The 19036-nt window shown below is 57.4% G+C and carries 18 protein-coding genes; 10 read left to right on the forward strand and 8 right to left on the reverse strand.

The genetic code is table 11. From position 1 onward, the window contains the following. Positions 1–20: 20 nt before the first annotated feature. Complete coding sequence (locus ACR0NN_RS14260) at positions 21–482, forward strand: hypothetical protein (RefSeq protein ID WP_170723623.1); 462 nt, start codon at positions 21–23, stop codon at positions 480–482. 108 nt (positions 483–590) lie between these two features. Here ACR0NN_RS14260 and ACR0NN_RS14265 read toward each other — a convergent pair whose 3' ends face one another. Together ACR0NN_RS14265 and ACR0NN_RS14270 are read right to left on the reverse strand one after the other, a co-directional pair. Next, a complete protein-coding gene (locus tag ACR0NN_RS14265; protein WP_480684929.1) occupies positions 591–1331 on the reverse strand; it encodes a hypothetical protein in 741 nt (246 codons plus the stop codon). 146 nt (positions 1332–1477) lie between these two features. Beyond that, positions 1478–2602, reverse strand: a complete 1125-nt coding sequence (locus tag ACR0NN_RS14270; protein ID WP_170723621.1) for a beta-ketoacyl-ACP synthase III — start codon at positions 2600–2602, stop codon at positions 1478–1480. 154 nt (positions 2603–2756) lie between these two features. Between ACR0NN_RS14270 and ACR0NN_RS14275 the strand changes: the two genes are divergently transcribed. From ACR0NN_RS14275 to ACR0NN_RS14285, 3 genes are read left to right on the forward strand one after another with little or no spacing between them, the layout of a single operon-like run. After that, positions 2757–3224, forward strand: coding sequence for a MarR family transcriptional regulator (locus ACR0NN_RS14275; protein WP_170723620.1), 468 nt, complete (start codon positions 2757–2759; stop codon positions 3222–3224). Beyond that, on the forward strand, positions 3221–4258 hold the full coding sequence (locus ACR0NN_RS14280) for an efflux RND transporter periplasmic adaptor subunit (RefSeq protein WP_170723619.1): 1038 nt from the start codon (positions 3221–3223) through the stop codon (positions 4256–4258). The genes ACR0NN_RS14275 and ACR0NN_RS14280 overlap by 4 nt, the downstream gene beginning before the upstream one ends. Before the next feature lie 10 nt (positions 4259–4268). Continuing rightward, a complete protein-coding gene (locus ACR0NN_RS14285; protein ID WP_170723618.1) occupies positions 4269–7313 on the forward strand; it encodes an efflux RND transporter permease subunit in 3045 nt (1014 codons plus the stop codon). Between the two features lie 15 nt (positions 7314–7328). Here the strand turns inward: ACR0NN_RS14285 and ACR0NN_RS14290 are convergent, their stop codons facing one another. After that, positions 7329–7739, reverse strand: coding sequence for a VOC family protein (locus ACR0NN_RS14290; protein ID WP_170723617.1), 411 nt, complete (start codon positions 7737–7739; stop codon positions 7329–7331). 101 nt (positions 7740–7840) lie between these two features. Beyond that, entirely contained in the window at positions 7841–11185 is a 3345-nt protein-coding gene (gene carB / locus ACR0NN_RS14295) for a carbamoyl-phosphate synthase large subunit (protein ID WP_170723616.1), read from the reverse strand. A gap of 177 nt (positions 11186–11362) precedes the next feature. Between carB and ACR0NN_RS14300 the strand changes: the two genes are divergently transcribed. The 4 genes from ACR0NN_RS14300 (at position 11363) to aspS (ending at position 15615) form a co-directional block, all read left to right on the forward strand. Next, complete coding sequence (locus tag ACR0NN_RS14300) at positions 11363–12490, forward strand: aminodeoxychorismate synthase component I (protein WP_170723778.1); 1128 nt, start codon at positions 11363–11365, stop codon at positions 12488–12490. Further along, positions 12445–13092 carry an aminotransferase class IV family protein gene (locus ACR0NN_RS14305; RefSeq protein ID WP_170723615.1) on the forward strand — a complete coding sequence of 216 codons (648 nt, stop codon included), beginning with the start codon at positions 12445–12447 and terminating at the stop codon, positions 13090–13092. Before ACR0NN_RS14300 ends, ACR0NN_RS14305 begins: the two co-directional genes overlap by 46 nt. Positions 13093–13097: 5 nt before the next feature. Further along, the gene (locus tag ACR0NN_RS14310; protein ID WP_480684932.1) at positions 13098–13760 is read left to right on the forward strand and encodes a CPBP family intramembrane glutamic endopeptidase; all 663 of its coding nucleotides are present in this window, start codon (positions 13098–13100) and stop codon (positions 13758–13760) included. A 79-nt stretch (positions 13761–13839) separates the two neighbouring features. Next, positions 13840–15615 carry an aspartate--tRNA ligase gene (gene aspS, locus ACR0NN_RS14315; RefSeq protein ID WP_170723613.1) on the forward strand — a complete coding sequence of 592 codons (1776 nt, stop codon included), beginning with the start codon at positions 13840–13842 and terminating at the stop codon, positions 15613–15615. A 203-nt stretch (positions 15616–15818) separates the two neighbouring features. Here aspS and ACR0NN_RS14320 read toward each other — a convergent pair whose 3' ends face one another. Then, positions 15819–16535 (reverse strand): response regulator, encoded by a 717-nt coding sequence (locus tag ACR0NN_RS14320; RefSeq protein WP_170723612.1) that lies wholly within the window; start codon positions 16533–16535, stop codon positions 15819–15821. Between the two features lie 134 nt (positions 16536–16669). Between ACR0NN_RS14320 and mce the strand changes: the two genes are divergently transcribed. Both mce and ACR0NN_RS14330 read left to right on the forward strand, forming a co-directional pair. Beyond that, complete coding sequence (mce, locus tag ACR0NN_RS14325) at positions 16670–17074, forward strand: methylmalonyl-CoA epimerase (protein ID WP_170683358.1); 405 nt, start codon at positions 16670–16672, stop codon at positions 17072–17074. Between the two features lie 5 nt (positions 17075–17079). Then, on the forward strand, positions 17080–17355 hold the full coding sequence (locus tag ACR0NN_RS14330; RefSeq protein ID WP_170723611.1) for a DUF1467 family protein: 276 nt from the start codon (positions 17080–17082) through the stop codon (positions 17353–17355). A gap of 1 nt (position 17356) precedes the next feature. On the opposite strand, the gene ACR0NN_RS14335 is transcribed toward ACR0NN_RS14330, so the two are convergent. The 3 genes from ACR0NN_RS14335 to ACR0NN_RS14345 all read right to left on the reverse strand — a co-directional run bounded on the left by ACR0NN_RS14335 (position 17357) and on the right by ACR0NN_RS14345 (position 19016). Continuing rightward, positions 17357–18055: an EI24 domain-containing protein gene (locus ACR0NN_RS14335; protein ID WP_170723610.1), complete on the reverse strand. Its 699-nt coding sequence runs from the start codon at positions 18053–18055 to the stop codon at positions 17357–17359. Beyond that, complete coding sequence (locus tag ACR0NN_RS14340; RefSeq protein ID WP_170723609.1) at positions 18052–18630, reverse strand: nitroreductase family protein; 579 nt, start codon at positions 18628–18630, stop codon at positions 18052–18054. The genes ACR0NN_RS14335 and ACR0NN_RS14340 overlap by 4 nt, the downstream gene beginning before the upstream one ends. Before the next feature lie 137 nt (positions 18631–18767). Continuing rightward, positions 18768–19016: a hypothetical protein gene (locus ACR0NN_RS14345; RefSeq protein ID WP_170683355.1), complete on the reverse strand. Its 249-nt coding sequence runs from the start codon at positions 19014–19016 to the stop codon at positions 18768–18770. Positions 19017–19036: the final 20 nt, after the last annotated feature.

A 19036-nucleotide genomic window follows, 5' to 3' on the forward strand; every position in this document is an offset into this window, starting at 1 on the left:
CAGGTAACAAGGGTAGCAAAATGGCAGATATCGGGGCCTATCTGAAAAAGCATACCGAGGCATTGGTTAAGGATGTTGGGATCGAAGCAGCATGCGAGGTTACCGGTAAATCCAAAGCCACGTTAGGCAGGTATTATTCTGACAATGCGGAACATGCTGACAGGTTCATGCCTGTAGATGCCGTTGCCCGGTTGGAAAATGCCGCGGCCTATCCGCATGTGACTGCGGCGCTTGCGGACCTGAAGAATATCACATTGTCCTATGACGGTCGAAACTCGGACAGTCCCCGGACGGGGGGCGTGAATTCCGATGTCATCGCATTAAGCCAACGGTTCGCCATGCTGATGACGGAATACCAATCAGCCATCGAAGACGGTATTATCACCGTGAATGAGGCGAAGCGGTTGCTGAAAGAAACCAGCATGCTGCAGCAGGTGCTGATCGAGATGAAGCTGCATCTGGAAGAAGAAAGCGTTAGTTAGCGTTGAGCATTGTCCCGCGCGAAGCCCAGCATTGATCTGGGTGAATATTGCAGAATAAAGGCGGCCCCGTGTGCCGCCTTTTGTATTTCTGACGGGCAAGTCCTTTGCTTAGCTTTCGTCATTATTGGCGTTCTTGCCACGTCCGGGGCTAGCTCCTTCAGGGCCATTGCCACCACCGTTATTGCCTTTGGCACCGCCCTTACCGCCACCTTTTCCGGGTTTGTCACCACCGCCGTGGCCGCCTTTGCCAGGTTTGTCACCGCCACCATGACCACCTTTGCCGCCACCTTTTCCAGGTTTGTCGCCGCCACCATTACCGCCGCCAGAACCACCACCGCCGGGATTGTCGCCACCGCCGCTACCCCCGCCAGAACCGCTACCTCCGCCAGAACCGCCGCCGCCGGGATTGTCGCCGCCACTGGAGCCCCCCCCATTATTGCCAGAGCTTCCGCTTCCGCCACTGGAACTGCCGCCGGTGCCGCCCGAGCTTCCGTTGTTGCCTGCGCCAGATGAGCCTGAGGATGGATCACTGCTGCGGTCTTCCCCGCCACTACTACCAGCGATAGATGCGGTCGGCAGGTCGCTCAGCACCTGAGTCAGCCCGGGGCATTGGGCTGCGGTATTTTGTAGGATCGAAGCAAAATCAGAGCGATTTTGCAGATGCGACACAAATCCGCGCGTCACCCTAGAGCAGCCGCAAAGCGCGTCAAAATCGCCTTCATTGGCTGCCGCACGCGCCATGTTGACGGTGCAGGTTTGTACCTGGGCGGTCGCTGCATTTGCGGCCATGATCCCAATGAATGGCGCGGCAACCAAAGCGGCCATACCTACTCGAACGTTCTTCCCCATAACGGCGGGCTCCCATAACTACATCACTCGGATGCGCTGGGCACCCGACCCTTGATGTGTCGATGTAAGGTGAAGAAGCGGTTGAGGTTACCTGAAGATATCTTGAGGATTCAGCAGAACTCAGCAACGATCTGGATGGGCTGCGCCTATTGGTGCCGTTTCACAATGACAGAGCCAACCGAATAGCCCGCGCCAAATGAGCAAATCAGACCAATATCCCCGTCCTCCAAATCATCGGAGTGCTTCGAGAAGGCAATGATCGAGCCTGCCGAAGACGTATTGGCATAATCCTGCAGAATATTGGGTTGTTCTTCGGGCTCCGGTTCGCGGCCCAAAACCTTCTTGCCGATGAAATCATTCATTGTTTTGTTGGCCTGATGCAGCCAGAGGCGTTTCAGATCGCCGCTGTCGACGCCCTCGTCCTGCATATGGTCGCTGATATGTTTGCTGACCATGGGCAGGACTTCTTTAAACACTTTGCGCCCGTTTTGCATGAACTGCATGTCACGGCGATCCACCAGACCATCCGGGCGCGAACGTCGCAGAAAACCATTGTTGTTGCGGATATTGTTGGAAAACGCAGTGGCGCAGCGGGTCGAGAGGATCTCGAAATGCGGACCTGTGGCATTGTCCAGCCGTTCGACCAGCGTCGCGGTGGCAACATCTCCAAATATGAAATGGCAATCCCGGTCGCGCCATTCCAGATGGCCCGAGCAAATCTCGGGGTTGACCACCAGCGCAGCTCGAACCGAGCCCGAGCGCACCATATCGGCCGCGGCTTGAATACCAAATGTGGCAGATGAACAGGCTACGTTCATGTCAAAGCCAAAGCCATTGATGCCCAGCGCCTGCTGAATTTCGATTGCTATCGCCGGGTAGGCGCGTTCGTGGTTTGAGGCGGCGCAGATCACCAGATCAATGTCCTCGGCGCTGCGTCCTGCCTGATCGAGCGCTTTTCGGCATGCATCCACTGCCATCTCGGTCATGATCCCGGGTTCATCATCACTGCGCTGCCGAAGCGATGGGTACATGATTTCGGGGTCCAGCACTCCGGACTTGTCCATCACATACCGGTTCTCGATTCCTGACGCTTTAACGATGAAATCTTCCGACGAATGCTGCATCGGCTCCACCTCACCTGCTGCAATGGCCTGTGCATTTTCAGCATTCATACGATCCGCATAGGCGTTGAATGCGACGACCAGTTCGGCGTTGGTGATGACGTTTTCGGGCGTATAGACGCCGGTACCAGTGATGGCAGGAGTGTACATGGCGGGTCCTGAATTCATGATCTGCACAAAATGCAGCCCCTGCGGGGTTTGATCAAGATGTGTTGACCCAAGGGAATGCGCGCTTATCCGCTTCGAAACTTGAATAGTTCATAATTCGAAGTATATTGCGCCGCGACTCACATAGAAGAGACACATGTCAGACGAAATAAGCACCCGATTGGGCCGCCTCAGCCCTGAGATTCAGGCGATGATGGGGGTCTATGCGCTTTACTGGAAACTGGAAGAAAGCTTTGATTGCATCGAAACAGACCTGAGCCATCAGGAATGCCACATGCTGATCAAGCTGGATGCTCCCAAACGTATGGGCGTGCTGGCGGCGGATATGCTGACGGTGCCTTCCACGATCACCGCGACTGCGGATGCGCTGGAGCAGGCGGGCTATCTGAGCCGTCAGCGGGACCCCGAAGATCGCCGCGCCTGGCTTTTGGTCCTGACCGAACAAGGCGAAGAGGCCCGCAATATGCTGGTAGCAGTGGCCGGAGAGCTATTTCGCAGCGCATCCGGTCTCAACACCGAAGAAACCGCAGAATTTGCCCGTCTGGCGCGCAAAATCCGCGACAATATTTTGAAAACCGGAATTCCTGAGGGATTGAAGAAATGAAACTCGTGACCTCTGTTTGCCTTGCATTGGCTGTGCTCGCCACACCCGTCATTGCCCAAGAATCTGCTAAACCTGTGAAGCTGATGCAGGTTAGCGAAACATCCCCCGGATTTTCGCGACAGTTCTTTGGCCGGATCGCCGCGCGGCAGACGGTTGATCTGGCATTCCAAGTGGCTGGCCAGATCATTGAAATGCCCGTGACCGAAGGCTTTGTGATCCCGAAGGGCGAACTAATCGCACGCCTTGATCAGGAGCCGTTCGAATTGCAGCGCGATAGGACGCGTCTGCAAAAGGATCAGGCAGATCGCACCCTTGCGCGCCTATCAAGACTGCGTGGAACAGCAGCGAGCCAAGTGGCCGTTGACGACGCTGAAACGACAGCGCAATTGGCCGCGATTGCCGTCCGTGACGCAGAATACGAGTTGGATCATGCCACATTGACCGCCCCGTTCGATGCGCTGGTCTCAAGCCGTGCGGTTGAGGCGTTTACAACAGTTTCTGCAGGCACTCCGATCGTGCGGATCCACGATATGTCTGAACTGCGTATCGAGGTTGACGTGCCTGAGATTCTGTTTCAGCGGTCCGGGCAGCAGGACGACATTACAATCACCGCCAAGTTCCCAGTCAGCGACGAGATTTTTCCGCTTGAGATACGAGAGTTCGACGCCGAATCCTCAAGCGTAGGGCAGACTTTCCGCATCCAATTCGGTTTAACACCGCCAGAAGGGCTGCAAATTCTGCCAGGTTCCTCAGTAACTGTTACAGTCCAGGTGCAAGACGAACGCACCGGGATCATCATTCCCCCAACAGCTGTCGTGGCAGATGCCAGCGGCGCGTTGGGTGTGATGGTCTTTTCACCGGTTGGCGCCGACCAAGGCACCATTCGCCGGGTTCCCGTGACAATCGAGCCAACTCAGAGTGGTGATGTCCGTGTGCTCACTGGTCTGACGGATGGTGAAGAGATCGTCGTGGCCGGTGGGGGTGCGCTGACTGACGGTCAGACTGTCCGCCGGTTCGTCGGCTTCTCGAACTGAGGGTGAGTTTATGAGCATCTCACGCGCTTCGATCGATCGACCGCTCTATACGTGGCTGTTCATCCTGATCGCCCTGTTTGGCGGCATCTGGGGGTTTTCTTCGCTGGGCCGACTTGAAGACCCGGCATTCACCATCAAACAAGCAGTGATCGCCACGCAATATCCAGGAGCCACGGCAGAACAGGTTGCGCTGGAAGTGTCAGAGCCACTGGAATCTGCCATTCAGCAGATGGGCGAGGTGGACGTCATCACTTCGGTCAACCAGCCAGGACAGTCGCTGATCGAGGTTGAGATCAAATCTACCTATGATGGCAGCGAACTGCCCGACATCTGGACCCGTCTGCGCGCCAAGGTGCGTGATGCGGCGCGCGGTCTGCCTTCGGGCGTCGGTGCGCCCTACGTGAACGACGGGTTTGGCGACGTGTTTGGCCTGTTCTATGCGGTTACCGCAGATGGGTTCTCGGACGCAGAGAAACATGAGCTGTCAACGTTCCTGCGCCGCGAATTACTGACGGTCAGTGGTGTTGCCGATGTCGAAGTGCAGGGCTTACCGGACGAAGCGATTTTCATCGAGCCCGATTTGTCGATCTCGGTCAATCAGAACGTGCCCTTACAAGCGATCAATGAAGCCATCGCAAACGCGGACTCGGTCAACGCCTCGGGCTCGTTGCGATCCGCAAGTGACCGGACAACGATCCTGACGGCCGAAGGTTCGGACAGCGTATCTGCCATCGCGGGGCTATCGGTTGGATCACAAGGGCAGGTGATCAATCTGTTTGATATGTCTGATGTCTATCGCGGGCGGCAGAATGATCCCGATATCATGATCCGCTACAATGGCGCTGAGGCCTTCACTTTGGGTATCGCAGGGCTGGCCACCGAAAACATCGTTGAAGTCGGTCAGCGCGCGGATGCGAAACTGGCCGAGCTGGATTCCGAAATCCCCTTTGGTGTCGAAATCCTGCCGATCTATCAGCAGCATGTTGTTGTCGATGAGGCCTCGAATGCTTTCCTGCTGAACCTCGCCATGTCGGTCAGTATCGTGGTTGCGGTTCTGGGCATCTTCATGGGTTGGCGCGCAGCTATTGTCGTGGGTTCGACGCTGTTGCTGACCGTGGTGGGCACGCTGCTCTTCATGTCGATGTTCTCGATCGAGATGGAGCGGATTTCGCTGGGTGCCCTGATTATCGCCATGGGGATGTTGGTCGACAATGCCATTGTTGTGGCCGAAGGGATGCAGATCGCCATGCTGCGCGGCAAGAACTCTCGCGATGCGGCAGAGGATGTGGCCTCAAAAACGCAAATTCCGCTGCTTGGGGCAACCGTCATAGGAATCATGGCCTTTGCCGGGATTGGCCTAAGTCCCGACGCAACGGGGGAATTTCTGTTCTCGCTGTTTGCGGTGATCGGCATCTCGCTGCTGCTCAGTTGGGTGCTGGCGATCACGGTGACGCCATTGCTTGGGCACTATTTCTTCAAGCAGGGCAAAGAGGGTGAGGTAGACGCCTACAGTGGCATCCTGTTCCGCGTCTATGGGGCAATCCTGAACTGGGCGCTGCGGTTCCGCTGGCTGGTGGTCGCCGGCTTGATTGGCGTCACGGTTGCGTGCTTCGCAGGGTTCGGGCTGATGAAGCAGCAGTTTTTCCCCAACTCGAACACGCCGCTTTTCTTCGTGCACTACAAGCTGCCGCAAGGCACGCCGATTGCCCGAACCGCCGAAGACATGGCCATCTTCGAGGATTGGCTGGCCGACCGGGATGATGTCGTTTCGGTCGCCACGTTTGTGGGGCAGGGGGCCACGCGGTTCATGTTGACCTATGCGGCCGAAAAGCCGAACCCCAGCTATGGCCACATGATCATCCGCACCGAAACACTGGAAGATATACCTGCCTTGCAGGCCGATCTCGAAGCGTTCGGCTCGGCCCAATTCCCAGAAGGTGAGTTCCGCACCAAGCGCCTGATCTTTGGCCCGGGCGGAGGCGATCCGATCCAGGCCCGTTTCTCGGGCAGTGATCCTGCCGTGCTGCGTCAATTGGCCGAAGAGGCCGTGCAACGCATGTCAGCCGCATCGCCAAATGCGCTACACGTTCATCACGACTGGCGTGAGCAGGAACTGGCCGTGCAGCCGATCTATGCAACGGAACGTGCACAGACGGCGGGTGTGTCGCGCGAGGATATTGCCGCAACGCTGCAGTTTTCGACGGATGGGATCACCGGTGGGGTTCTTCGTGAACGCGACCGCCTGATTCCGATCATTCTGCGTCGCCCGGCGGATGGAGACTATTCGATTGTCGATCAAGTGGTGTACTCGGATCAGTCGGAACGTTTTGTGCCGATTGAACAAATGGTGGATGGCTTTGAATACAAGGCGCTCAACACGTTGGTCCATCGCCGCGACCGGGTGCTGACGATCACAGTGGGGGCCGATATCCCGCCCGATCTGACCGCAGCGCAGGTCCATTCCGAGGTGCGCAGCGCCATTGAAGAGATGGAACTGCCCATCGGCTACAGCATGGAATGGGGCGGAGAATTCGAGGATTCGGGTGATGCTCAAGCAAGCCTGGGGCGGCAATTGCCACTGAGCCTGCTGATCATGGTTCTGATCTCGGTGTTGCTGTTCAATGCAATCCGGCAACCGGTCATCATCTGGCTGCTAGTCCCGATGTCTGTGAACGGCGTGGTTATCGGTCTGCTGGGGACAGGGCTGCCGTTTACCTTCACGGCATTGCTCGGGTTGCTCAGCTTGTCGGGCATGCTGATCAAGAACGGCATTGTTCTGGTCGAGGAAATCGATCTGGTCCGTGCCACCGGCAAAGCCCTGCGACCCGCGATTGTCGAGGCTTCGGTCTCGCGTCTGCGCCCGGTGATGTTGGCTGCGATCACGACAATTCTGGGGATGGCACCGCTGTTGACCGACGCGTTCTTCGTATCGATGGCGGTCACGATTATGGGCGGTCTGGCGTTCGCCACCATTCTGACCATGGTCGCAGCGCCGGTATTCTACATGTTGTTTTTCAACCGTGATGAAAAGCGTCGTCTGGCTGCCATTGGATAAGGATGGGCGGCGGATTTAGCCGCCCACCTCTGCCTCGGGATCATGATGGCAATAGAAGCACGATAGCTTGTTGCCATCAGGATCACGCAGATAAGCCACATAGAAATCGGGTTGGTAGTGAGGCCTGACGCCGGGTTTACCTTCATCCGTGCCGCCGTTTTGCAGACCGATGGCATGGAACCGTCGGACCTGATCAGCGCTTTTGGCGGGAAATGCAATCATCGTGCCATTGCCGGTACTGGCGGGTGCTCCGTTGAAAGGGGCGCAAACCCAAAATCCAGTACCGCTGTCGGGGTCTTTGCCCCATCCGGCCCAACCGTCGATCCATCCGGGCAGACGCGGCTGTCCGAGAACCGCAAAGATCGCATCATAGAAACGGATGGCACGCGGCAGGTCATTCGTTCCGTAAGTTGTACAGAGATCCATCACGCCCCCTTTTGCTGCATCATGAGTGTGTCTGGCGCAAAGAGGAAGAAAAAAGACCCCCGCCGAGGCCGGGGTCAATCTGGTCTTTTTGGTGTGCGGGATTAGCCCTGCAGCGATTTCACTTCGACATCTCCCTCAGCCTGCGCCTTGATCGCAAGCGCGGCGGCGTTGCTGGCGGCGGCTGTGGTGAAATATGGGATCTTGTCATAAAGCGCGATGGAGCGGATTGCCTTGCTATCTTCGACGGCCTGCGCACCTTCGGTGGTGTTCATCACCAGTTGCACCTGACCGTCTTTCAGCATGTCCACTACATCCGGGCGGCCTTCGTAGACCTTGTTGACCACCTCACACGCAACGCCTTGCTCTTCCAGCCAGCTTTGTGTGCCGCGTGTCGCAACCAGCGCAAAGCCTTGCTCGACCAAAACCTTTGCGGCTTCAAGCATGGCCTCACCCTTATCTGCATCTTTGATCGAGATGAAGGCGCGGCCCGAGGACGGCAGCACCATACCTGCACCCATTTGTGCCTTGAGGAAGGCGCGCGGGAAGTCGCGATCCCAACCCATAACCTCTCCGGTCGAACGCATTTCGGGGCCCAAAATCGTATCGACGCCAGGGAAACGGGCAAAGGGCATTACGGCTTCTTTCACCGAAAACCACGGCATGTTCGGGTCTGCCAGCGTCATTTGATCGGCGATCTTGGTGTCCTGACCTTCTTTGTAGGCAGGGCGTTGCGGGAAGTTCGAAAGCTTCTCACCAGCCATGACGCGTGCGGCAATCGATGCAATTGCGCTATCGGTTGCCTTGGCCACGAACGGCACAGTACGCGAGGCGCGGGGGTTCACCTCAATCAGGTAAATCTCGTCATCCTTAATTGCGAACTGCACATTCATCAGGCCCACAACGTTCAACGCTTTGGCAAGTTTGAACGCCTGATCCTTGATTTGTTCGATGATCTCATTCGACAGCGAATAGGGTGGCAGCGAACAGGCGGAGTCGCCCGAGTGCACGCCCGCCTCTTCGATATGCTGCATGATGCCCGCGACATGCACGTCGGTGCCATCGCACAGGGCGTCTACGTCAAGTTCGACCGCACCGGCCAGATAGCTGTCCAGCAGAACCGGGCTGTCGCCGGATACCACCACGGCTTCGTTGATATAGCGCCGCAGCTGATCCATATCGCGCACGATCTCCATCGCACGACCACCCAGTACGTAAGACGGGCGGATGACCAGCGGGAAGCCGATACTTTCGGCGATCTCAAGCGCCTGCTCGTCGGTCGAGGCGATGCCGTTTTTGGGTTGTTTCAAGCCCAGATCGTTGACCAGTGCCTGGAAACGTTCGCGGTCTTCGGCCAGATCAATCGCGTCTGGCGTGGTGCCCAGGATCGGGATGCCTTCGGCCTCAAGCGCGTTGGCCAGTTTCAGCGGGGTTTGACCACCGAACTGCACGATCACACCGTGCAACGTGCCGTTTTCCTGCTCTTTTGTCAGGATTTCCATGACATGTTCAAAAGTCAGCGGCTCAAAATACAGACGGTCTGAGGTGTCATAGTCGGTCGAGACTGTCTCGGGGTTACAGTTGACCATAATGGTCTCATATCCCGCCTCGGTCAGTGCGAAACAGGCATGGCAGCAGCAATAGTCGAACTCGATGCCCTGACCGATCCGGTTCGGGCCGCCGCCGAGGATGACAACCTTTTTACGGTCGCTCGGGCGCGCCTCACACTCAACCTCACCCATCATCGGGGCCTCGTAGGTCGAGTACATATAGGGCGTCTGCGCCTCGAACTCAGCCGCACAGGTGTCGATGCGTTTGAATACTGCGTTGACGCCTAGGTTGCGGCGGGCGCGGCGGACGTTGGCCTCATCCCGGCCGGTCAGGTTGCCCAGACGGGCGTCGGTGAAACCCAGCATCTTGAGCTTGCGGATGCCGTCTTCGGTGACGGGCAGGCCGTCTTTGCGGACCACCCGCTCGGCCTCGATGATCTCGCGAATGCGGGCCAGGAACCATGGGTCGAACTTGGTGACGCCGAAGATTTCATCATCCGTCAACCCGTGACGCATGGCCTGAGCGATGGTGCGCAAGCGGTCGGGCGTCTGCTGGCTGATCGCCTTAATGACAGCGGCTTTGTCATCAGCCTCGTCCCAGGTGCCAACGTTAAGGCCGGGGATTTCAATCTCATCAAAACCGGTCAGGCCAGATTCCATCGAGGCCAGGGCCTTTTGCATCGATTCGTGGATTGTGCGGCCGATGGACATAGCCTCACCCACCGATTTCATCGCGGTGGTCAGATAGGGCTCGGAACCCGGGAACTTTTCGAAGGCGAATTTCGGGATCTTGGTAACAACATAGTCAATGGTCGGCTCGAACGAGGCGGGCGTGACCTTTGTGATATCGTTGTCCAGCTCGTCCAGCGTATAACCAACGGCCAGCTTGGCTGCGATCTTGGCAATCGGGAAGCCGGTCGCCTTGGATGCTAACGCCGAGGACCGCGACACGCGCGGGTTCATCTCGATCACGACCATGCGGCCATCAACCGGGTTGATCGCCCATTGAACGTTTGACCCACCGGTCTCGACCCCGATCTCGCGCAGCACGGCAATCGAGTGATTGCGCATGATCTGGTATTCTTTGTCGGTCAGCGTGAGCGCCGGGGCCACAGTGATCGAGTCACCGGTGTGCACGCCCATCGGGTCGACGTTTTCGATGGAACAGACAATGATGGCGTTGTCAGCGGTGTCGCGCACCACCTCCATCTCATATTCTTTCCAGCCCAGCAGGCTTTCGTCGATCAGGATCTGGCCAACGGGCGAGGCGTCCATGCCCGAGCGGCAAATATGGATGTAGTCTTCGCGGTTATACGCCACGCCACCGCCGGTGCCGCCCAGCGTAAAGGCAGGACGGATGATGGCAGGCAGGCCAACCGTTTCAAGCGTGTCCAGCGCCAGCGCGACACCGGCATCTAGGTCCTTTTTGCCGCTGTCATCTTTGGGGGCGGTCACGATCTCGGCCTTGGGGTTTTCGATACCCAGCCGGTCCATCGCCTCGCGGAACAGGGCGCGGTCTTCCGCCATTTCAATGGCGTCGCGTTTGGCGCCGATCATCTCGACATTGAATTTGTCCAGCACACCCATCTCTTCCAGCGCGAGCGAGGTGTTCAGACCGGTCTGCCCGCCCATAGTGGGCAGCAGGGCGTCGGGGCGTTCTTTCTCGATAATCTTGGCGACAACCTCGGGCGTGATCGGTTCGATATAAGTCGCGTCCGCCAGCCCAGGATCCGTCATGATCGTCGCGGGGTTCGAGTTCACCAGAATGACCCGGTAGCCTTCTTCCCGCAGCGCTTTACAGGCCTGAGCACCGGAATAGTCGAACTCACACGCCTGACCAATAACAATGGGCCCCGCCCCGATGATCATGATCGACTGGATGTCGGTTCTTCTCGGCATGGCCTTGTTCCTTCGATTGTCCGCGAGTCAGGGCACCGCCCCAGCGCCCAAATTGTCCTGCGTTATAGGGACCGCGCGAAAAGGTGCAAGAGGTATCGGAAACAGGGGCGAAATTGCCGCTTTCCCCCCTTTCGTTTGCTGGCGTATCCTCTATATCGCGCAGCACGATAAATGAGGATGCACTTGCGTATTCGTTTCGATCAAGGACCAGCCGGGCGTGGAACCCGGTTCGAGCGTCCATCCCATGTCATTCGCGCGGATGATGCGGTGGAGGTGCCCCAAGCTCTGGCGGCGCTTGATCAGGCGCGCGCAGATGGCGCTTGGCTTGCTGGCTACGCAAGCTATGAGCTGGGCTATGTGCTTGAGCCTCGCCTGACGGGGCGTTTGCCTAAGGGTCGGCGATTGCCGCTGTTATGTTTTGGTGTGTACGCAGAACCGGACCGCGTTGGCCTGCCTCAGGAGATGGGTGCTGTCACCGCGTTTCAGCCCCGCTGGGACGAGGCGCGATATACCCAAGCGTTCCGCGACATTCATGATGCGATTGGCGCTGGAGATATCTATCAGGCAAATCTGACGTTTCCCATCGACCTTGATGTCACCGGAAACAGCGCGGCATTGTATGCGGCGCTTGCGGCTGGTCAACCTGTCGGCCATGGCGCTTTGGTCGAGCAAGACGGGCTGCCCGATCTGCTTAGCCGTTCACCCGAGTTGTTCTTCTGTACCGACACCCAAGGGCGCATCGAGACGTGTCCGATGAAGGGCACCCAACCACGCAGTGAGGATCCGGTCGAGGACGAGCGCCGCCGGGCATTCCTGTCTTCGGACGCGAAGAACCGTGCCGAGAACCTGATGATCGTCGACCTGCTGCGCAACGATATCAGCCGCGTTGCCCTGGCCGGATCGGTCAATGTGCCCGAGCTATTCAAGGTTGAAAGTTACGCGACCGTTCACCAGATGGTATCGCTGGTGCAGGCGCAACTGCACCTCGGGGTAGGTCTTTCTGACATCTTTGCGGCTTTGTTTCCTTGCGGTTCAATCACGGGTGCGCCGAAGATTCGTGCCATGGAAATCCTGTCTGAGCTGGAACCCTGGCCTCGCGATGCCTATTGCGGCACCATTGGTTGGGCTGCACCGGATGGACGGTCCGAGTTCAACGTCGCCATCCGCACCCTCATGGTTGAAGGCGACACGGCGACCCTGAACGTAGGCGGTGGATTGGTCTGGGACAGCACCGCTCCGTCAGAATATGAGGAGGCGCTATGGAAAGCCCGCTTCGCCCACCAGCTGAGCCTGATTTCCGCCTGATCGAAACTCTGGCGTTCCGTCCGGGGCAGGGTTTTGTGCGTCTCGAACGCCATCTATCTCGCATGGTCCGAACGGCTGAGACGCTCGGTATTGCGTTTGACCGAGCCTCAGCGCATCGCGTTTTGGATAAGGTGTCGGGCGACACAGCAATCCGCTGCCGCCTGACGCTGGACGTGCATGGTGAATTTGATCTGACAACCGGGGAATTGGCAGCCAACCCGCCTGAGTGGCGCGTGGGATTGGCGGATCAGAGGTTGTCCTCAGCGGATTTATGGTTGCGTCATAAAACGACCCGTCGGGCGATTTACGATACGGCGCGCGCGAACCTCCCGCAGGGTGTTGACGAGCTGCTGTTTCTGAACGAACGGGATGAGCTGTGTGAAGGTACGATTACGAACCTGTTTCTAACCATGTCCGATGGAGGACAGCTGACGCCCTCACTGAATTCCGGGTTGCTTCCGGGCATCCTGCGTGAAGAATTGATTGAGAACAAAGAAGTTACTGAAACCGTTCTAACCTTGACCGATCTGCAAAACGCACAAAATATCTATTGTGGAAATTCCCTGCGGGGGCTGATCCGGGCGGAGCTTGTAGCACTTTGAGCAAAATGACCGAGTGGGTGGAAACCCCAGCACCCCATCAAAGGCTCAGGATCGAGTTTGTCTTTTTCTTTGTGGCTGTCCCGGTCTTGATCGCGGTATTGTTCCCACCGAACTGGATGTTTCCTGCACTGTTCGGGTTCACCGGCCTCGGTATCCTTTTATTGCAGGACACCACGGGGTTCTCATGGGCCGAGCTTCGATATGGGTGGCGGAACTGGTCGTGGCTTGAGGTGATTGGCTTCACACTGTTCATGGCTGCCTTTTGTTCCGCTTTGGTACTGTGGGCACGACCGAATGCAGCCTTTGCTATGCTGCTACACCGGCCGGAGATGTTGATATTCATTTGTATCGGCTACCCGTTGCTGTCCGCCCTTCCGCAAGAGCTGCTGTTCCGGTCTCTCTTTTTCCGGCGCTACCACGCGATCCTGCCTAATGGGCGCGCGGCCTATCTGTTGAACGCCGGGCTCTTTTCGCTGGCTCACCTGATGTATTGGAGCTGGGTCGTCACGATCATGACCTTCGCCGGAGGCCTTTTGTTCACATGGGCCTATCGCAAACGTGGGTCGTTCTTTTATGCTGTTCTTCTGCACGCAATTGCGGGCAATATCATCTTTGCCGCCGGTCTGGGTGTCTATTTCTACTCGGGCAATGTGCAAAGGCCGTTTTGACGGCGCTACCTGCCTTGACTTTCCAAGCCTGACGGGGTGTATCGGCGCGACGAATTCTTCGCCCGAAGGGATATGATCCATGCACGCCTATCGCAGCCACACCTGCGCCGCTCTGACCGCCGCCAATGTCGGTGAAACCGTCCGCCTGTCTGGCTGGGTGCATCGAGTGCGAGATCACGGTGGCGTGCTGTTCATCGACTTGCGCGACCATTTCGGCGTTACTCAGGTTCTGTGCGACGGCGATAGCGCGGCGTTTGCCGAGCTGGAAAAGGTCCGTTCCGAGTGGTGTATCCGCATCGATGGCACGGTCAAAGCGCGTGACGAAGAACTGGTGAACCCGAAATTGCCGACCGGCGAGATTGAGGTCTATGTGCGCGAGCTTGAAGTTCTGGGTGCAGCCGACGAACTGCCGTTGATGGTCTTCGGTGATCAGGAATACCCCGAGGAAACCCGCCTACGCTATCGCTATCTGGATCTGCGCCGCGAGGCGATGCAACAGAACATGACGCTGCGCTCGGACGTTGTCGCCTCGATGCGCCGCCGCATGTGGGATCAAGGTTTCCGCGAATACCAGACACCAATCATTACCGCCTCGTCCCCCGAGGGCGCGCGCGACTTTCTGGTGCCTTCGCGCCTGCATCCGGGCAAGTTCTATGCGCTGCCACAGGCGCCGCAGCAGTTCAAACAGCTGATCATGGTGTCGGGCTTTGATAAGTATTTCCAGATCGCACCGTGTTTCAGGGATGAAGACCCGCGTGCGGACCGTTCGCCCACTGATTTCTATCAGCTGGATCTCGAGATGTCCTTTGTCGAGCAGCAGGACGTGTTCGACACCATCCAGCCCGTTCTGACTGGCGTCTTCGAAGAGTTCGGTGGGGGTCGCAAGGTCGATCAGGAATGGCCGCAGATTTCCTATAAAGACGCGGCACTATGGTACGGCACGGACAAGCCTGACCTGCGTAACCCTATCAAAATGCAGGTGGTCTCCGACCACTTCCGCGGTTCTGGCTTCGCGATATTCGCGAAGCTGTTGGAGCAGGAAGGCACCGAAATCCGCGCCATCCCAGCGCCGAGTGGTGGCAGCCGCAAATTCTGCGACCGCATGAATGCATTTGCGCAAAAAGAGGGTCTGCCCGGTATGGGCTATATCTTCTGGCGCGATCAGGGCGAAGGGATGGAGGCCGCAGGGCCGTTGGCCAAGAACATCGGCCCCGAGCGGACCGAGGCGATCCGTCAGCAATTGGGATTGGGCGTCGGTGATGCGGCGTTTTTCCTGGGTGGCAAGCCGAAGGCTTTCGAGAAAGTCGCCGGCAAGGCTCGTGACGTGATTGGCGAAGAACTCGGCCTGACCGAGAAGGACCGCTTTGCCTTTGCCTGGATTGTGGATTTCCCGATCTATGAGCAGGACGAAGAAACCGGCACGATTGATTTTGAACACAACCCGTTCTCAATGCCGCAGGGCGGTATGGATGCGCTGAACGGCGATCCTTTGGAAGTGCGCGGTTACCAGTACGATCTGGCCTGCAATGGGTATGAACTGGTGTCGGGCGCGATCCGGAACCATAAGCCCGAGATCATGCTAAAAGCCTTTGAACTGGCGGGCTATGGCGAGGATGAGGTCAAATCCCGCTTTGGTGCGCTGTTCAATGCGTTCCACTATGGCGCGCCGCCACACGGTGGGTGTGCCGCAGGGATCGACCGGATTGTGATGTTGCTGGCCGATGAGGCCAACATTCGCGAAGTCATGATGTTCCCGATGAACCAGCGCGCCGAAGACCTGATGATGGACGCACCATCCGATCCGACCTCGGATCAGTTGATGGAATTGGGTCTTAGGATCATCCCACAGGGCTGATAGCAGCCGCCCGCCACGAGCGGGCGGTTTGCATTTGGGATTTTGATGCGCAGACCCAATTCAAGAAGCACCGCAGGGAGTCGAGTTAATCCAATGGATTTGTTGAATCCCGACGATTGCGAATGTTCTTGGCTGTGAGGCGCGTCTGGCGATAAATCCAGACGCACAACAGCGTCGCTGTAATAAAATACGCAGTGAGCATGTCAAATCGCCTCTTGCCGCTCCAGTCGGTCTTGCACCAACCCAGCCACCAGCGCCGTCTGGGCTGTGAACGGCGCGCCCTTCGCGCGTGATCGAGCAAGATCTCGTGCGGCATCAGCAAGAACCATATCTTCTGCGTCGCGGGCAACGCTGTGCAGAAACTGCGCTGCATAGTCCAATGTGCGCTGATCGGTGGGGCCGGTCAGCACGTCGGCGATATGGGCCATGTCGTCCAGATAGGCCAATGGATCGGGTTGAACGAAATCCTCCCGCACTGCAGAAATATCACTGGGGCGACGATCTTCGGGCAAAAGTTCAAGAATAGACTTCTGGAAATAGGCGACCGAGGTCAGGGGCTTGGCCAGAAAGCCATCGGCACCGGCGCGCATGGCGAGGGCCTGCATGTTATCGTCCCCTGACAATCCGAGTATGACACCAATGCGGGGCGTGGCGTGGGTCAGTTCGGCAATCAAGTCGGCCCCCGAGCCATCGGGCAACCCCATATCGACGATCAGAACCGAAGGGCGGTAAATCTGCAGATGTCGCCGCGCTGATTTCAGGCAATCCGCACGCCGGATACGTGCACCGCTGTGCAAACACATCAATCGTATTGCGTCACACGCATAGCGGCTGTCTTCGACCACAAGGATGGTTTGGCCCAGCAGCGGCCGCATCTTGGTGGCAAGCGGTGCAGAGGCGAAAGGTCCCGAATCGTCCATGGCAGAACTCCTGATTAGCAGATGCCTCAAGCTAGGAACTTCTGGCTAATACCGGGTTAACGACGATTTGGCGCACTTGTCCTTCTTAACATCTGCCCCCATAACCACGTCAATGCAGATGCAAGGAGAGCCTTATGATTGGTCGCCTGAACCACGTCGCCATTGCCGTTCCCGACCTCGAGGCCGCCTCGGCCCAGTATCGCAACGCACTTGGTGCCAAAGTTGGTGAGCCGCAGGATGAGCCGGATCATGGCGTCACCGTGGTGTTCATCGAGCTGCCAAACACTAAGATCGAATTGCTGTATCCCTTGGGCGAGAATAGCCCGATTAACGGCTTTCTGGAGAAGAACCCATCCGGCGGCATCCATCATGTCTGTTATGAGGTCGAAGATATCATTGCAGCCCGCGATCATCTGAAAGAGACCGGAGCGCGCGTATTGGGCTCGGGTGAGCCCAAGATCGGTGCGCATGGCAAGCCGGTATTGTTCCTGCATCCAAAGGATTTCAACGGTTGCCTTGTTGAGCTGGAACAGGTCTGACGCCGATGACGATCACTGCTGCTCTGGTCCTGTTTGCGGTCATTTGGTTTCTGACCCTGCTGATGGTCTTGCCTGTGCGCATCAAAACACAAGGCGATCTGGGGGATATTGTTCCAGGCACCCATGCGGGTGCGCCGGAAATCCATCACATGAAGAAAAAGCTATGGATCACCACCGGGATTTCGGTGGTGCTGTGGGCGATCATTGCCGGCATCATTATCTCGGGCGTGATCAGCGTGCGTGATTTCGATTGGCTGAACCAGTTGGAGCCACGCGAATAGTTCAGGGCCGGTTATCCGAAAGCCCGTGATAGATATGCGTAAAGGTCGCTGCGCCCAGGATCGGGATCAACAGGTTGACCAGCGGCACCGACAGCGGGACCGCCATCAGAATGCCTGCAATCCAAATGGTCGTTGCGTGTTTTGCGCGCAGCTTCCGCGCACCCTCACGACCCAGTCGCCGCATGGCGGCCAGCGTGAAATACTCGCGGCCAAGTAGAAACCCGTTCATGCCCCAGAAGATAAACAAGGCAAACGGTGTGAAGAGCGCATAAAGGATCAAGGCCAGCAGGTTGGCGACGATCAGCACCCCCAGAAAGCTGAGCGTGTCCATCAACGCATCTCCGAAGGGAATGCGCTGGGCCGGGGGTAAGCGGGGATAATGCTGATCCTCAACTGCTTGGGCGACCTCATCAAGAAACATCGAGGTGATGGCCGATGCAACTGGGACCATCAGAAACACCGACAGCACCATCATGAACAAAAACGAAGACACGCTGAGCAGGTCGTTCAGCCATGTGACCTCTCCCAAGATTGGCAGCGTCGCCTGGTCTCCGACAAAGATGTTGATCAGCCAAAGAAGCCCAGCATATGCCGCGACCAGCAAGGCAAAGGTCAATGCGACCCCCAACAGTAACACCTTACGAAATCTGGGATCACCGATCTGACCCAGAGCTTTCAGAAAGGATTGGATAATGATCATTCGGAAATCCATTGGGTAAGTGCTGCCACATCCGGGCGAGGTCGCTCGGGTGGGGCGGTGCCTTCTGTCGCGATATGAATGAAACCTGCGACTCTTTCGTTTGCAGCCAACCCTAACCCCTGCTCGCAAAAATCGCGATCATGCGCTTGCCAGCCAGACAACCAGTTTGCGCCCCAACCCGCAGCAAGTGCTGCGTTAAGCAGGGCCAAACAAACTGCGCCCGCCGAATAGGTTTGTTCTATTGCCGGTATCTTCTCAGATGGTTTCTGCACTTCAATGACCGCGACTGCCAAGTGACCCATATCGAACTGACTGCGGGCTTTGGCGATGTCTTCGGCGGTCTTGCCCATAGCCTGACCGCAATTTGCGGTAAGTTCTGCAAGACGTTGCATCGCTCCGCGCTCGACAACAATAAAGCGCCATGGTTCCAGCTTGCCATGATCCGGACTGCGCGCGGCTGCGGTTAACAAGGGTATCAACTCTTCCCTTGTCGGGGCTGGCGCCACCAAGGTCTTGGCTGGGCGGGACCGGCGCGCGTGTAGGAAATCCAGCGCAGCTTGGCTCTTCAGGGTCATATGTTAATATCCTTCACATGGGCAGTCACTATGTCGGAGGCCCGGTATCCTCTTTCAAGTGCAAACTGCCCATTAAAAGGCAACAAACTCAATCGGAATTGAAGCTTGTGATCAAATGCCAGCGCGGAATGGTCAGCCTATTCCTTGGCGGTATCGGTTTCGCGTATCTGATAAACGCCCTCTGGCAGATCCAGCGCAGCCGCCAGATCGCGCACCTGTTCGGGTGACAGCGTGATTTTCTGGATCTGGTCTGTGCGGGGATCCAATTGCTCTAGCGTAACACATTCGGCGAAGTTGTTGATAACAACATCCTCTTGCAAAGGCTTGGCACCTTCGTCCACCAGCGTAATGACCGTCGAGTCGAATTCGTGTTCTATTGAAAACATACGCGCAGACTGCCGATCCT

Source organism: Ruegeria sp. BA2 (assembly GCF_056539605.1).